Consider the following 14,864-nt stretch of genomic DNA (forward strand, 5'->3'; position numbering starts at 1 on the left):
CGCCTATGGATAAAAGACAACTATACATCACCCGTCCGCCCGAAGGGGAGGAACTCTACACGGAACTGCAACGGCAGACACTTACCGAACTGCAACGCCTCTCAGGAGAAGTGTGGACGGACTATAACTCGGGCGATCCAGGCGTGACCATCGCCGATGCGGCGAACTACGCCCTAACGGAAATCGACTACAAGCTGAACTTCGCGCCAGAGGATTACCTTGCCGGTAGAGACGGCACATGGATGGGAGAAAGGTACGGCCTCTTTCCCGCAGGAGTGGTGTATCCTTCTGCGCCGGTCACGGCAGAGGACTACCGCCGGGCGATACTGACCCGTTTCCCGATGGTGGAGAATGTAAAGGTCATACCTGACAGGCATGGATGGTATGATGTCAGCCTGCGCCTCTCCCCGTTCTTCCGGAACGACCGTACCGTGGAGGACAAGGTACGCGGTTTCCTGAACCGTCACCGCAACCTTTGCGAGCAGTTCGGGGAGATAAGGAGGGAACAGCCCGTGGAACTTTTCCTGCATGCCGACCTTGAAATAGAGACCGGTCAGGATGCCACGGAGATACTCGTGCAGGTGTACCGGACGGTGATGCAGTACCTTTCCGGCTCCGTGGAAATCATGCGCTCCACATCCGACAGCCTGCAGCCCGTGAGGGAGGACGAATGGTACGACGGGCCCGTGAAGGACATCCGGGCGGAGATTCCCGGACAGAAGGACACCGAAAACGAACTGTACTGGAAGCTCAAGGGCATACCGGGCATCGTATCGTTCAAGACCCTCTACCTGAAGGACAGGATCGGGCATCCCGTAACAGACTTCAGGGAAGGCTATTCGCTCCACATACCCGAAGACTTCGGGGACGTAACCGTAAGGATGGGGCGGGAAAAGGCGGGCACGGACATCAAAGGCTTTCTGGAACGGATGCAGGCTGTATATTTCATGCGCGGCACGTTCCGTATGCGCCAGATTATGCAGAAAATGGAGGGGCCCGGCACCGAAATGACCGGAGACGGCAAACGCCGTGAAGCAGGGGAAAAGCAAGGAACCCCATACAAATCCACCTATCGTGACGTGTACGGCCACAGCCCGCTGGCAGGCGACCTGCCGTCGTGCTACGGCACGTCCGAAGGGGATTTCATGCGCGACACCCCAGCCGGACAGAAGGCGGAGGCGCGTAATTTCGGCAGCTACCTGAAACTTTTCGACCTGCTGATGCAGCGCGGACTGAACGAACTGAACGGACTGAAAAGGCTGCTTTCAATAGACGATGCGGACAGTACTCCCTCCCGTATGGAAACCCTGCCGGAGAAAGTACTTGGCCTGTCCAAGCCCAACGACAGGTACCGCCGCATCGAGGAATTACGGAACCTTTACATGGATTTCCTCGACAATCTGTACGGAGTGGACAGCGCCCCGGAGTGGCTGACGGAATTCTACTGCTACGGGCAGACGGCGGACGACCGCCTGCGCCGCAGGATGCGTTTTCTGAAAGCCCTTCCCGTCCTGATACGCGACCGTGCCCGCTCATTCGACCTGACGGGAACATTCGGCGGCGAAAACGTCCCGGTCGTGAAGAAGTACCTCTCCCTGCTGCTGGATTTCGACATCGACGAAGAAACGACCGTGGGCAATATCCTTCCGGGACATAATCTGATACTGATGGGCGACGGGGAGAAAGGGGAACGGCTGCGCGGACTGATGAGCTCGCAGATGATAAACGATGACGTGTTCATTTCCGAATCGGTGGAAGCCATAAAGGAGGACAATCCACCTCAGACGAAAGGGGAGAAACTGAAACGGGACGAGAACCTGAGGCGCAACCTGCCGATATTCAACTCGAACTGGATAAACGGCTCGCTGTTCCGTGAGGGAATCGCATTGGGCAACTACAATCTCGTGGGACTGGGCAACAGCGAATGGCTGCTGGTCTTCCGTGGCAGGGAGGAGGAGAAACGCATGAACCTCGGCCGGTCGGACAGCAGGGAGCAACTCACCGAATGGGCGAACACGCTGTGCCGCTACCTGCGTGAGCTGAACAGGCAGTGCGAGGCGGTGTATGTGGTGGAAAAGAGCCTGTTCACTCCGGCAGAGCCGTTCACGGTGCTGCTGGCGTTTACGGGCTGGACGGCAAGGACACATTCCCCACGGTTCCGCGAAGAGTGCACGCGGTTGGCACGTTCGGTAATTCCGGCACACCTGAAAATGGAGACCTGCTGGCTCGGCGCCTTGCAGATGCAGTATTTCGAGGACGGATATAAGAGGTGGCGAGAGAGCATAAGGGAGAATGCCCCGGCGGACATCCGTGCCAGATACCTGAAGAAGATGACGGATGCCCTCTCGATGGATTTCATCCCGGGACACAAAGGAGAGGGAAAAGACCAGGAAGACGGAACAGCACATAAGGAGGACAGCGTATGACCCTGATTGACAACATATCGTTCCAGTTCAGGATGACGGACGAGCTGTTCGCCAGGGAACTTTATGCGGACTGGGACGGCTTTTGTCAGCGTTGTGTCACCGATGTATTGGAAGAGTTCTTCTATCGGTACGACAAGAAAGATATTTATATGGAGATAGGCCGTCTGGACTTGGATTTGGGCGGCATACCGCAGGAGGAGTTCTACGGCAGCTTCCCCGTGCGGTTGCGCGAGGCACTGGAACGGGAGTTCCTGCGGCAGATTAAAGAGACGAAAGTCTTGCAGCCTTCATTCCCGGACGGTGCGGACAACAGGACATCTCTCGAAACGGACAAATCCCGTCTATATTCCCGTGAAAAACGGTTCGAAAATCTACTGCATTATCTGGAATACGGCTTCTGCATGCCCGAATGGGATGTGCGGGATTTCGACCTGCATGAGGAACTGCGGTATTTCAGGGATAAGGATCATGCGCAGAGGCTGTTGTTCGTGATTGCCTCCAAGCCCTATATCATGGAACGGCTGTACCTGCAAACGGATAGGGAACGTCTGGCGGAGATCCTGCCGCTTGGCGTATGGCTCCTGTCCCCGACACTCGGTCAATACGAGAAGCAGCGGTATCTGTCGATGGCGGTGGAAAGAGCCCCGCAATCCGTCATCCGCCTCATCCATGAGACAAAGGAGACATGCAGCACGGAAGCAATGGCGGAACTTCTTGAAAATCCCGCTGTCAGGCGTATCATGGCGGCCGAGACGGAAAACCATGCGGAGATCGACGTACCGGAATACTGGTACAGGCTCTACGGCTGGTTGTTGGAATACTACCCGTTCAACGGTGTGCCGATGTTCGGCGACAAACGGCATTTCCGGCTTCACCTGAACCGGCGGCTGCTGTCATTCATCCGGAAAAGGGACTACCACACCTATCTTTCCAAAGCGGAACTGACGGTGCAGTTCCTGCTGGAAGTATTCGGAACAGACTACTACCTGACGGTGCTGGACATCATCTACCACAACCAGCGGCTGAACGCCGACGGCTCGCCCGTTACCGGGGACAGTTACGCATGGGAACTCTACCATATGCTGCTGCAACTGTCGCTGATTAAGACAAGACAGGGAAAGGACGAAAATGCAGACCGCCAATCCGCAGGTGAGAAAGAAGATGAAATATCCCCGTATTCAGCCGCATCGGCCGTCCTAAGGAAGCATATCGCCTCTTTCGGGGAGTGGCTGGAGAATACGGAACTGCCCGAAAGTGCCAAGAGGACATTTCTCAGACGGCTTGTCAAAGAGGAACCGGAACTGTTGGTACGGTGGCTGGAAGCACAACCTAAACGACGATATATACCGCTGTTGGCGGATTTAATGGACGAACCGTCCGTGCTGCTACTCAACGGGCATGTCTCGCTGCAACTGTCGGAGGCGGTTTCTGCCGTGTCCCAAGTACTCTACGGGGCTTCCACGTCCGTCTCCTGGCTGAAAGGTACGGACAGTGCCCGGTTGACAGAGGCATTGCATATTGCGGTATTGGAGGGCATAGGTGCCGGAATGTTCCATACATCGGAATCCATTCCAATGCAGGTTGTACGGATTGCAGGACTGTTACACCAGGAAATCACGGGAAGGACGGTTGCATTTGCGGCAGCTTCATCCGGTGCGGTAGCAGCAGACGGCATTGATATTCCGGCATCGCTGCGGGAGTTTGTCTGTGCGGTTGCAAAGGGAACACCCCTGTTGATGAAGAATGAAAAAAACACCGATACGCGACGGCTCTCTGTTTTGCACACCGTTTTGTCGAAAGGAGATATTCCCGAAGAAGTCCAAAGGATGCTTGTCCTGCAATGGTTCGATATGTATCATGGCAAGGAAAGCGAACTGGTTCTCGCTTTGCAGTCGGAAAAGTTGCTGGAAAAGGTTATCGGCTTGCTTGATGACATCGTGCTTCGGCATATCGCAATGCGGTTAGCCGGATACGCATTCGGGACAGGCGGCCAGAATGCGGCAACTTCCGCAATGCAGTTCGCAGGTTTGCTTGTGGAGAATATCGGGAAGGTTGCGGGACTTGTCTCCCGTCCGGCAAAGGAACTGTGGCAGGCATTGTTTGTGTCACTTTCCTACGGGAATAATGATTCCGTTACCGTAGCGGCGGCTAACAATGTAGAGTTTGCCATACGGTTACTTTCCGCTATAGCAGGCAACGACAAGGTTAAAGTTGTCGTCGAGCTGTTTATCAGACAGTCGTCACAGACTTCATTATTTGCCGGAACGGCTTTGCTGATTCGGATACGGGAATATATACGTTCGAAAAAACTGAATACTTGCATATCGGAACCGACATACGGGGAACGGAATATTTCCGGAACAGCGTCAGAAAAGGTAATTTCTGAAATTACTACCGACAATCCGGAAGATGTAACAACGGCTTGCAGTGCAACAGCAGAGAAAGATTTGCCAATACAAACAAACGATATGGACTTGAACGAAGTCCGAACGGCATTTGAACAGCATTTGGATGACATTTCCGGAATTACCGAATGGCTGCGGAACAGAGCATTTTCTTCCGCACAGAAACGGGATGTGTTCCGCCGTTATATGAATGAGAATCCGGAAAATGCGATGCGTTTAGTGAAAGCGACTGTCACATCGGAAGAAAATACAGTTACCCTATGGGCGGAGATCACCGACAGAGAACTGTTTTCGGACTTTATCCGGTACACGGATAATACCCTTTCGGGAACCTTGATGCTGGTCATTAGGATTGTGGCACACACACCCATAGGGACGAATCTGTTTACGGGCAGCAGCGCGGAACGGGACAATTCCATAACAAAAGCCCTGCTGCTTCTGGTGGCTACGGGGCAGCGTATTGGTGATATGGATACGGAGGAAATTATCCGGCAGTTTCTTTCTCATTGGCACTATGTCCTTACCGGAAGCAAGGAATATACGGCTGCCGGCCAGGGGCAATGGAGAACGGCTGAAAGGCAAGTTATCAATACGGTCGCATCGGGTTCCCCGATAACAACCGGTGATGCCGAAACCGGTGCTTTCACAGAAACCGGCATGTCTTCAGTAACGAACCGGGAAGATAATCCCGATGAAGAAACATTCGATGATTGGGCGGCCTGGCTCATCTCCCCGTCTGTCAGCGACACGGCAAAGTCGCAGGTGTTGCGGCACTATGCCCGTTGGCAGCCGAAGCAGCTGTGGTCGCTTGTCCGTTATTCAACTGACGGTGCAACCGGGAAAAACATTCCGTTCCGGCAATGGAGCGGTTGGCTCGACAAGGAGGAATGGCTGGAGATGATCGGGGGTGTATCGTTCTCTTTGGGCGGGACATTGCTCCGAATCACAGAAGCCGTTTCGGATAAATATGAAGTTCCGGAATCCGTACTGTCGGAAGGATTGATCCGGTTTATTGCCGGTTATCCGGACGAACAGGTATCTTATGCAGATAACCGGATCATTGTCAGAAAGTATATTTCCACACTGGCTCCACTTGCATGGAAAGGTGGAATACCGGCACTTGTGCAGGAACAGGCAGGAATAACAGATAGTAACCACTCTGAACATAGGGAATCCGACAGAATTTTACCAACAAATAATCAATACACACAAGGCGATATGAAGAATAAAATTACCGGGACAGGCGATCCCGAATCCGGAAAACGGCCATCCGGGGCAGACCATAATACTGCTGAACGGCAACTTGCATTGGATAATATCATTAAAGAAGTGGAAACACGGCTGCACATTGCCGACAGCGAGCAATCATTGGAGGACGCGGTACAGCCGCAGTACATCGAAGTTCCGAATGCCGGGCTTTGCCTTCTGATAATATGGCTCCCCCGTCTGTTCAATATGCTCAGCCTGCTGACGGAAGACGGGAGCGATTTGAAAGATACCGAGGCACGTGTCAAGGCGATATTCATCCTGCAACGGTTGGTGACGGACGAGCCACAGGAATACAAGGAGCAGGAGCTTGCGTTCAACCGCATCCTGACAGGTTGTCCTTTTCAGGTACCGTTACCCAAGACATTGAAGCTGGCCGACTATGAGATAATGACCATCGAGTCAATGATTATCGGAATCAAGAATAACTGTGAGAAGTTTAAAAATATTTCGGCAAAAGGATTTCAGCTCAACTTCATAGAGCGTCCGGGCAGACTGGAACAACGGGAGGACAAATGGGTGCTGTATGTGGAAGGGCGCTCTTACGATATGCTGCTCGACTTCCTGCCGTGGTCGTACCGGCTTGTCCAGTTGCCGTGGCTGGAAAAGAGGATAAACGTCGTATGGCGCGACAAGGGAGAATTCGATTTTTGATCATATATAAATAAACTAAAAATTTATAATCATGGAAGCGGAAAAAACGTATCGGAACAAAGTGGCACGCATCATCCAGCAAAAGCGCGGTGGCAAGAGCGCATTGGAGTTTGCGGACAACCGTCAGAACAGGATGCTTCAGGCCTTAGCCGAACCGGTGCAGCGCCTCGAAGACGAGGATGAAATGTTACAAGGGAAGTTCGAAAATCCTGTACAAAGGGAGGAGGACGAAGCCGAACTTCTGCAAGGCAAGTTCGAGCAACCGGCACAACGCTTGGGCGATGAAGAAGATGATGAACTTATGCAGGGAAAATTTGAAACTCCCGAACAGAAAAGGAACGAGACCGGTATGTCCGACAACCTGAAAGCCGGTATCGAAGACCTTTCCGGATTTGCAATGGACGATGTTCGGGTGCATTACAACTCTCCGGAACCGGCTACGGTACAGGCATTAGCCTACACACAAGGAACGGATATTTATGTCGCTCCCGGACAGGAACAGCACCTGCCGCACGAGGCATGGCATGTTGCGCAGCAGATGGCAGGGCGTGTAGAGCCTACCACCGAAGTGAGCGGATTGCCGGTGAACGACTGTATCGAACTCGAACACGAGGCCGATGTGATGGGTGCGAGAGCGAACAACTACTAAAATTCAGAGGTTATGAAAGAGTCTGTTTTGATGCATAAATCAAGCAGAACCATAGATGCTGGGAAAAGGAAAAATCATTTTTCACACGCTAATATTAGTTTAATTCAGCGGCATGTCAATATGCGAGGACATATATACGATTACTTTACGGATTTCACGGAGGCATTTGCCAAGCATTTCAGAATAAGAAACTGGGAGATTCCTCAATTGATATGGAATTATCTTGTTCTTGCATTTTACAATGACTTTTACTTTGCATCCTATAATGACATTATTGCTAATGTAATTCCGCAACAGAACAGACATTTGCCTATTAATCTATTTTATATGATTAATAACAGCAGATGTACTATAAATATGACTGGGAGCAGAAATGCAGATTATCAGCAAGCTAATTTGTTTTACCAAAATCCAGGCAACCTTATCTGGCATCATATTGAAGGAGTCCGTTATAACAGAGGCAACTATAACTGCGATATGATTCTCACTATTCCTATGTATCATGCACAGCAACATATTGGAGCAGTAAAAGAATATGAAATATTAACAGGTAATCATTATAATCCATGACTGAGCATATCGAGTGGTTTGAAGCGGTGCTTAATGTGACGGTCGGGGTATATTTTCGGCAGCAGGGCTTTGAGAATGCCTCCGTAAGTCAGTTGGGACTGCCTTCCGGAAAATGGTTGGAAGAGTTGACCGACCGTAAAGATATTTCATTTGATGAGAGGGTCGTTGTGATGCTTGCCTTGATGCCGCACATCAAGCCCCAGGCTCTCGATACTTTCTTTCTTCAAAATGGGACTCTCGACAGGCAGTTTACTCAGTTCGGCGGCTGGAAAGGTCTGTCGCACGGAGGCTTTCTGCCAACAGGAGAAACTGCGGCATTCATCATTGCAGGCGATGACACGATAAAGCGTTGCGATGTTGTGCGTATGTTCCAGCGCAACCATTGGTTCTATACCTCAAATATTTTGCGATTGGAGGGAGCAAACGAAGGAGAACCATTTCTTAGTGGACAACTGCGAGTGTCGGAAGAGTTCCTGAGTCATGTGCTGCTTGACAGAGAGTACAAGCCCGATTACAGCATCGGTTTCCCTGCCAAGCGTATTACCACGCCTTTGGAGTGGGAAGACATAATACTGGATTACAATACGCATGAGGCGCTGGAAGAAATCAATACATGGATGGAACACCAGCATACCATCATGGAGGATTGGGGCTTGAAAAGAATCCTCAAACCCGGCTACCGAGCCTTGTTCTACGGCCCTCCGGGAACAGGTAAGACCCTTGCCGCCACCTTGCTCGGCAAGAAGAACAACATGGATGTGTATCGCGTGGACTTGTCTATGATTGTATCAAAGTATATCGGCGAAACGGAAAAGAACCTCGCCAAGGTATTCGATATGGCGGAGAACCGCAACTGGATTCTCTTCTTCGACGAGGCGGATGCCCTTTTCGGCAAACGCACCTCGACCAACACGTCCAACGACCGCCATGCCAACCAGGAAGTAGCCTACCTGTTACAGCGCATTGAAGATTTTCCCGGCACGGTTATCCTTGCCACCAACTTGAAATCCAATATCGACGAAGCCTTTTCCCGCCGGTTCCAGTCCATCATCTACTTTCCGATGCCTGATGAGGAACTTCGTGCCGTCCTCTGGCGCAATATGCTCCCGAAACAATGGCTCGGCGATGATGCCGAAGAACTCATCGCCACCGCCGCCCAGGCCGAACTATCCGGAGGCTCGATTGCAAACGTGGTACGAAGGTGTGCTATCAGGATAATTTATTATAAAAAATTAAATAATCTGATGCTGCAAGATTGTATCAATATGGAAAAAGAGTGATAATTATAGAGTTGTCTGTTAATTTCCATAAAGAATTTACGGATTACATTGCCGGCTCAATTAAACATGTCTATTACAACGATAAAATTATTGTGGCGCAGCAAGACTCCTTGGGACAGCCTACATGGTATATTATCCAACCCCGGGAATACGATTATTTGAACGGCGCATGGGATGACAGGATCATAGGCCCAGTCAGCACCGAACAACGCGACAGCGTGCCGAGAAAGGCCAACATCCGCATGCAAGACCTGCGGCATAACGATTACACGACCTGGCGCTTCCCAAAGGATTAAAATGGGTTCCGAATAACGGAAATGCATCCGGCCTTAAATATTTTGAGCATTCCCCTATTACGATACTACGACACACCCGGACTCGCAAGACGAACCCGGGGGTGTCTATGATATGGATATCCCCTACCGGGTGCTGAACTTGTAGACACAGACATGGCGGTAGCGCTGGCCGGGGCCGAGCACCGTCGAGGGGAAGCCGGGATGGTTGGGGCTGTCGGGGAAGTGCTGGGTTTCGAGCGCCAGCGAAGCGCGGCGGCCGTAGGATTTGCCGCCCTTGCCGACCAGGGAGCCGTCGAAGAAATTACCGCCGTAGAACTGAATGCCCGGTTCGGTCGTCCAAACCTCCATATAACGCCCCGCAGCGGGTTCATAGACCGTAGCCGCCAGCTCCAGGTCATGGGCGCTCCTGCGCGACAGCACCCAATTGTGGTCGTAGCCGTGGCCGTGGCGGAGCTGTTCGAAATCGGCATCGAGGCGCGACCCGATCGGTGCCGGACGGCGGAAATCCATAGGCGTGCCTTCGACGGGCATCAGGCGGCCGGTGGGGATGAGCGTCGAATCGACGGGCGTGAAGAAATCGGCTGCGATCATCAGCTCATGATCGTTGATCGGCGGCCCGCCCGCCCCGTGCAGGTTGAAGAACGAGTGGTGCGTGAGGTTGACGACCGTACGACGGTCGGTCGTGGCCTCGTGTGTGACGACGAAGCTGTTGTCGTCGGTCAGCTCGTAGGTCATCGTAACCTTCAGGTTCCCGGGGTATCCCTGATCGCCGTCGGGCGAGAGGCAGGCCAATACGATCTTCTGCGGCGTCACCTCGACGACATCCCACACAACCATGTCGAAGCCCTTGGCACCGCCGTGCAGGCTGTTGGGGCCGTCGTTCAGGGGCAGCGTATACTCCTTCCCGTCGAGCGTAAAGCGCCCTGCGGCGATACGGTTGCCGTAACGGCCGATGGTGGCGCCGAGGAACCGCTCTCCGGTTTGATCGACGTAAGCGCCGAGATTGTCGTGCCCCAGCACGATGTCCGCGAAATTGCCGTCGCGGTCGGGCACCCATAATTCGACGACGCGGCCGCCGAAATTGGTCACCGTCATCTCCAGCCCGCGGGCATTCCTCAACGTGTAAAGGTCGGTCTCCTTGCCGTCCACCGTGGAGCGGAAGGCGGCACGCGAGACCTGCGAATGCCGCTCGGAGCCGCATCCGGAAAGCATTCCTGCCATAAAAAATACGATTAATAAGTTCTGTTTCATTTTATTCGGGTTCGGGAGCCCCCCCGGGGCCGACGGCGCCTGCCTCCGGGCAGGGTGCTGTCAGTCGGTTACGACGGGGATGCGGATCAGCGTGAACGAGTGCGCCGGGAAGGCATAGGTGAACCGGTCGCCCCGCGCCTGCGCCTCTTTGGTCACGGTTTTCACGGCCTGACGGGTCATCGAGTTCTCGGCCTTGATGTCGGGGCCGTTGACCTCGTATACCGTCGCCTTGCCGTCGAAACGTCCTGTCTGGCAGAGGATGTCGGTCGTGATGGCCTGCTCCCGGTGGCGGTTGGTGACGTTCACGATCACTTCGCCGGCCTCGCCATCATAGGCCGCCGATACGTCGAGGTAAGGGATCCGCTCCCCGCCCAGCGCATAGGTGTCGCAGTCGACGAAGGTGTCGAGCGACGTGCCGTGGCAATGCGTGGCGAAGAGCTGCAACGGGTAGAAGATCGTCTGGTACCACGAACCTTCCTTGGTGGAGAAGATCGGGGCGATGACGTTGACCAGCTGCGCCATGTTGGCCATCTTGACCACATGGGCGTTGCGGACGAAGATGTTGAGGAAAGTCGATACCACCAGCGCATCTTCGAGGTTGTAGACCTCCTCGTTGCCCTCCTCGCCCTTGGCGCGGTACCATACGTTGTACTCGTCGAAGGCGATGTAGATCGGATCCTTGCGTTCGGCCTTGGTCATCGCCTCGGCGATCAGTCCCTCGGTGATGCGGATAGCCTTCTCGGCGAAGCGCGTCGTGGCCATGAACTTGTAATAATCGTTGCTCCGGTTCTCGACGTAGTTGTGCAGGGCGATGTAGTCGGCGTGGTTCTTCAGGTACTCCAGCACGGTACGGTTCCAGTCGATCCAGTTGCCGTTGTAGTCGCTCGACCCGGCCACGACGAGTTTGATGTCCCGGTCGATCCACTTCATCAGCTTGGCCGTCTCGAGGGCGAACTTGCCGTAATCCTCGGCGTTCTTGTGCCCCATCTGCCACTGGCCGTCCATCTCGTTGCCCAGGGCCCAGTATTTCACCTTGTGGGGTTTCTCGTAGCCGTTACGGCGGCGCAGGTCAGACCAGTAGGTGCCTTTCTCGACATTGCAGTACTCGACCCAGTTGCGGGCTTCGTCCATCGTCCCCGTGCCGAGGTTCACGCAGAAATAGGGCTCGGTCGCGGCACGGCGGCACCACTCGACGAACTCATCGGTGCCGAACGCGTTGCTCTCGCGGAAGCCCCATGCCAGGTCGATGCGCGTCGGGCGTCCGGCCTGCGGGCCGATGCCGTCCTCCCAGTGGTAGCCCGAGACGAAGTTGCCGCCCGGCCAGCGCACCAGCGATGTGCGAAGCGCCCGCGTCGCTTCGAGCACGTCCCGGCGGTAGCCCTTCTCGTCCGAAAGGGGCGATCCGGGCTCGTAAAGCCCGCCGTAGATGCAGCGGCCGAGGTGCTCGACGAAGTTGCCGTAGATATTCCGGTCGATTTCGCCCTTTTGGCGTTCGATGTCGACCTTGATTCGGGCATTGCCCGTTTTCCCGCGCGCCCAAAGCCCGCCGGGGATCAGCACGGCGGCCACGAGCGCCGCCAGCATGGTTCTTTTCAGATTCATAGTCTTCGGTTTTTCAGGGTTATTCATCCAGCACCACGATCGTATAGGAGTAGGGCGCTATGTCGACAGTCTGCGCAGCCCGGGCCGGCAGTTCCCGCCCGACGGGGGCGATGCGGCGCGGCTCTTCGGGGGTGTTCACCGCGTCGAGGTCGCCCGAGAGCGAAACCATGCGGGCTTGGGAAACCTTCCCCATCCCGTCCACGCGCAGGCCCACACGCAGCGGCTCGGCACCCGTATTGGCGATGTGGAGCACGACGCTCCCCGCCTCGCGGCTGCGGGTTGCCGTCACGTCGAGCACCCCATCAGCGCCCTCGACCCCGCAGCCGACCGTCAGGGGACGGTGGTGTGCCGCAGCCATCTGCTGCGCATAATAGGGGGGCATCCCCCACACCTGGGACGGGGTGAAGAAAACCTGCCCCTGATCCCAGCCGTTGTCGTTTTGCCGGTAGGGTTGCAGGGCATTGGCCGCGCAGGAGGTCAGCACGAAGTCGCCCATGCGGCGCACGGCGTTCTGAAGCGTAACGTGTCCCAGCACGCGCTGCATGTCGTGGCGGTTGCCGTTCTCCTCGAAGATGGCGCATTTCATCGTGGTGGAAGGGTTCCACCTGAGGAACAGCTCGCGCATACGGCGCAGTTCGGCCTCGACCTCCCGGCCGCTGGCGAGCTGGTCGGCCCACGGGTGGTAGTCCCAATAGTCGGCTTTGCCATCCAAGGCACGGAACGTCCGTTCCATGCTCGGCGAATCGGCACGCCACCACGCCGTGGAGATCAGTTTCACCGACGGGTCTTTGCCCTTGATGGCGTCGTGCAGCAGGTTGAAGCGCTCGACATAGTGGTCGTATTCGTCGGCACGGTCGCCGTTGAAGAGTACCTCCTCGTTGCCGATGCCGATATATTTCACGCCGTAAGGCTCGGGGTGGCCGTTCTCGGCACGCCGGCGCCCCCACTCCGACGTCACCGGGCCGTTCAGGTACTCGATCATGTCGGCCATATCCTGGGGCGTCTCTTCGATATTGACCGCAAAGGCCGCCGTGAAGCCCGCCTTCTCGCAGAATTGCAGGAAATCCTCGATGCCGAAGCCGTTGGTCGACCAGCGGTACCAGTGTCCGTGGTAGGGCGGCCGCTTGTCGCGGTCGCCGATCATCTTCTTGAAGCGGTAGCCCGGAATGTTGATCATCGTACCGCCGTAACGCAGGAAGGTCAACCCCTGGTCGACCATCGCCTGCCCGATGTCACCCCGCAGCGGCAGGCCGCGGAAGCGGTCTTCGCCCGTGGACATCAGCGTCACCTGATCGGCCTGCACCCTGCCGGGGCGGTCGAGGTAGAGGGCGAAGCGGGCATCCCCGTCCGCGGCGGCGGCAGTCAGTTCGAACGGAAATTTCTTCCAGGCCGCACCGATGCCCGTGATACGCTGCGAGGCATATTCCTTCGTGCCGTCGGCACTCTGCAACGCCACGACCACATCGCCCGACCCGCGCAGGTAGAGACGCCCTTCGAACGTCTGCCCCTTGCGCATGGCAATGCCCCAGCGGTTCAGTCCGGCATTGGCGATGCCGACGGTTCCCGTCCCGGAGACGAATTCCACGCTCTGCGAGCAGGCGCCGTTATAGGCATCCCCCGCCTCGTGGCGGTAGGCAGCCACGACACCGCCCGTCGAAAAGGCGTCCCACTGCCGGCTGACCTGCACGGCCGACGTCGTGCGGAACACGAGTTTGCGCGACGCACCGTCGGCCGTAACCTTCACGTTGCGGAACCGCGCCTCGGAATTCCACGTACGCAGGGCGACCCTGCCCCTGGCCAGCATGGGATCGTCGTCCTCGGCACGGAGCACGCAAGCCCCGTTCAGGAAAACCTGCAACGTGCGGCCGTCGGTCTTGAATCCCAGCCTGTTCCATTGTGCGGGGTCGCACGACACGGCAGCATCGGCGATCGGCGTGAAATTGTTCTTATGCTTGCCCAGCACGACCTTACGGCCGTCGGCCGCAAGGCTTATCTCGTAGCCATGGAAATTGTCGGCGCCGTTGCCCGGCTCCGAAACCCCGGCCAGCAGGCCGGCATTGTCGCCACCGCCGCCGCGGGTGAATTTCAGTTCGGTCTCAACCTCGCCCGCAGCCATCTCCAGCGGGTCATAGACCAGCTTGGCGCCCGCATGAGCGGCACAGAGCAGCTCGTCGCCGGCAACCTGCCACTCCCCTTCGTAGGCCGAGCAGTCGTCGAAAAGGGGGTTGGGCACGGGCTCCTCGAAACTCTCGCCGAAGATCCGCTGGTCGTAAAGGCCTCCGTAAATCTCGTGGTTGACGTCTTCGATGCAGGCCCCGTAAAGCCAGGGGGTGACGCTGCCCTCGACTTTCGACGCATCGACCGTGATCGTGGCGTCCGTTGCGCCGCCCGCACAGGCGGCGGCCATGGCGGCACACAAGGCCGCGAGGGGAATTTTTTTCAGGGAACGGTTCATATGTCCGGGT

At 55.7% G+C, this 14,864-nt stretch carries 9 protein-coding genes; 6 read left to right on the plus strand and 3 right to left on the minus strand.

Annotation, left to right across the window (positions count from 1 at the left end):
- Positions 1–5: 5 nt before the first annotated feature.
- From B3C38_RS07840 to B3C38_RS07865, 6 genes are read left to right on the plus strand one after another with little or no spacing between them, the layout of a single operon-like run.
- Positions 6–2,426: a hypothetical protein gene (locus tag B3C38_RS07840; RefSeq protein WP_022332787.1), complete on the plus strand. Its 2,421-nt coding sequence runs from the start codon at positions 6–8 to the stop codon at positions 2,424–2,426.
- Positions 2,423–6,751, plus strand: a complete 4,329-nt coding sequence (locus B3C38_RS07845) for a contractile injection system tape measure protein (protein WP_286726550.1) — start codon at positions 2,423–2,425, stop codon at positions 6,749–6,751. Before B3C38_RS07840 ends, B3C38_RS07845 begins: the two co-directional genes overlap by 4 nt.
- Positions 6,752–6,782: 31 nt before the next feature.
- Positions 6,783–7,400 carry a DUF4157 domain-containing protein gene (locus B3C38_RS07850; RefSeq protein ID WP_022333575.1) on the plus strand — a complete coding sequence of 206 codons (618 nt, stop codon included), beginning with the start codon at positions 6,783–6,785 and terminating at the stop codon, positions 7,398–7,400.
- Between the two features lie 12 nt (positions 7,401–7,412).
- Positions 7,413–7,970 carry a hypothetical protein gene (locus tag B3C38_RS07855; protein ID WP_141417948.1) on the plus strand — a complete coding sequence of 186 codons (558 nt, stop codon included), beginning with the start codon at positions 7,413–7,415 and terminating at the stop codon, positions 7,968–7,970.
- Positions 7,967–9,250 carry an ATP-binding protein gene (locus B3C38_RS07860; protein WP_022333573.1) on the plus strand — a complete coding sequence of 428 codons (1,284 nt, stop codon included), beginning with the start codon at positions 7,967–7,969 and terminating at the stop codon, positions 9,248–9,250. The genes B3C38_RS07855 and B3C38_RS07860 overlap by 4 nt, the downstream gene beginning before the upstream one ends.
- The gene (locus B3C38_RS07865) at positions 9,247–9,546 is read left to right on the plus strand and encodes a hypothetical protein (RefSeq protein WP_276791529.1); all 300 of its coding nucleotides are present in this window, start codon (positions 9,247–9,249) and stop codon (positions 9,544–9,546) included. Before B3C38_RS07860 ends, B3C38_RS07865 begins: the two co-directional genes overlap by 4 nt.
- Before the next feature lie 123 nt (positions 9,547–9,669).
- Here B3C38_RS07865 and B3C38_RS07870 read toward each other — a convergent pair whose 3' ends face one another.
- Genes B3C38_RS07870 through B3C38_RS07880 form a run of 3 tightly spaced genes read right to left on the minus strand, consistent with a single transcriptional unit; the run spans position 9,670 to position 14,854 of the window.
- Complete coding sequence (locus tag B3C38_RS07870) at positions 9,670–10,797, minus strand: aldose epimerase family protein (protein ID WP_286726554.1); 1,128 nt, start codon at positions 10,795–10,797, stop codon at positions 9,670–9,672.
- A gap of 60 nt (positions 10,798–10,857) precedes the next feature.
- Entirely contained in the window at positions 10,858–12,399 is a 1,542-nt protein-coding gene (locus B3C38_RS07875) for an alpha-N-arabinofuranosidase (protein ID WP_286726555.1), read from the minus strand.
- 19 nt (positions 12,400–12,418) lie between these two features.
- Entirely contained in the window at positions 12,419–14,854 is a 2,436-nt protein-coding gene (locus B3C38_RS07880; RefSeq protein ID WP_286726557.1) for a family 16 glycoside hydrolase, read from the minus strand.
- Positions 14,855–14,864: the final 10 nt, after the last annotated feature.

Origin of the sequence: Alistipes sp. UBA1686 (assembly GCF_002320215.1) — a bacterium.
GTDB classification, from domain to species: Bacteria; Bacteroidota; Bacteroidia; order Bacteroidales; family Rikenellaceae; genus Alistipes; species Alistipes onderdonkii.

Bases quoted from the DNA above. Each gene is read 5' to 3' on its own strand.
- B3C38_RS07845 (WP_286726550.1), top strand. From the start codon at position 2,423: ATGACCCTGATTGACAACATATCGTTCCAGTTCAGGATGACGGACGAG.
- B3C38_RS07860 (WP_022333573.1), top strand. From the start codon at position 7,967: ATGACTGAGCATATCGAGTGGTTTGAAGCGGTGCTTAATGTGACGGTC.
- B3C38_RS07840 (WP_022332787.1), top strand. From the start codon at position 6: ATGGATAAAAGACAACTATACATCACCCGTCCGCCCGAAGGGGAGGAA.
- B3C38_RS07875 (WP_286726555.1), bottom strand. From the start codon at position 12,399: ATGAATCTGAAAAGAACCATGCTGGCGGCGCTCGTGGCCGCCGTGCTG.
- B3C38_RS07850 (WP_022333575.1), top strand. From the start codon at position 6,783: ATGGAAGCGGAAAAAACGTATCGGAACAAAGTGGCACGCATCATCCAG.
- B3C38_RS07855 (WP_141417948.1), top strand. From the start codon at position 7,413: ATGAAAGAGTCTGTTTTGATGCATAAATCAAGCAGAACCATAGATGCT.
- B3C38_RS07880 (WP_286726557.1), bottom strand. From the start codon at position 14,854: ATGAACCGTTCCCTGAAAAAAATTCCCCTCGCGGCCTTGTGTGCCGCC.
- B3C38_RS07870 (WP_286726554.1), bottom strand. From the start codon at position 10,797: ATGAAACAGAACTTATTAATCGTATTTTTTATGGCAGGAATGCTTTCC.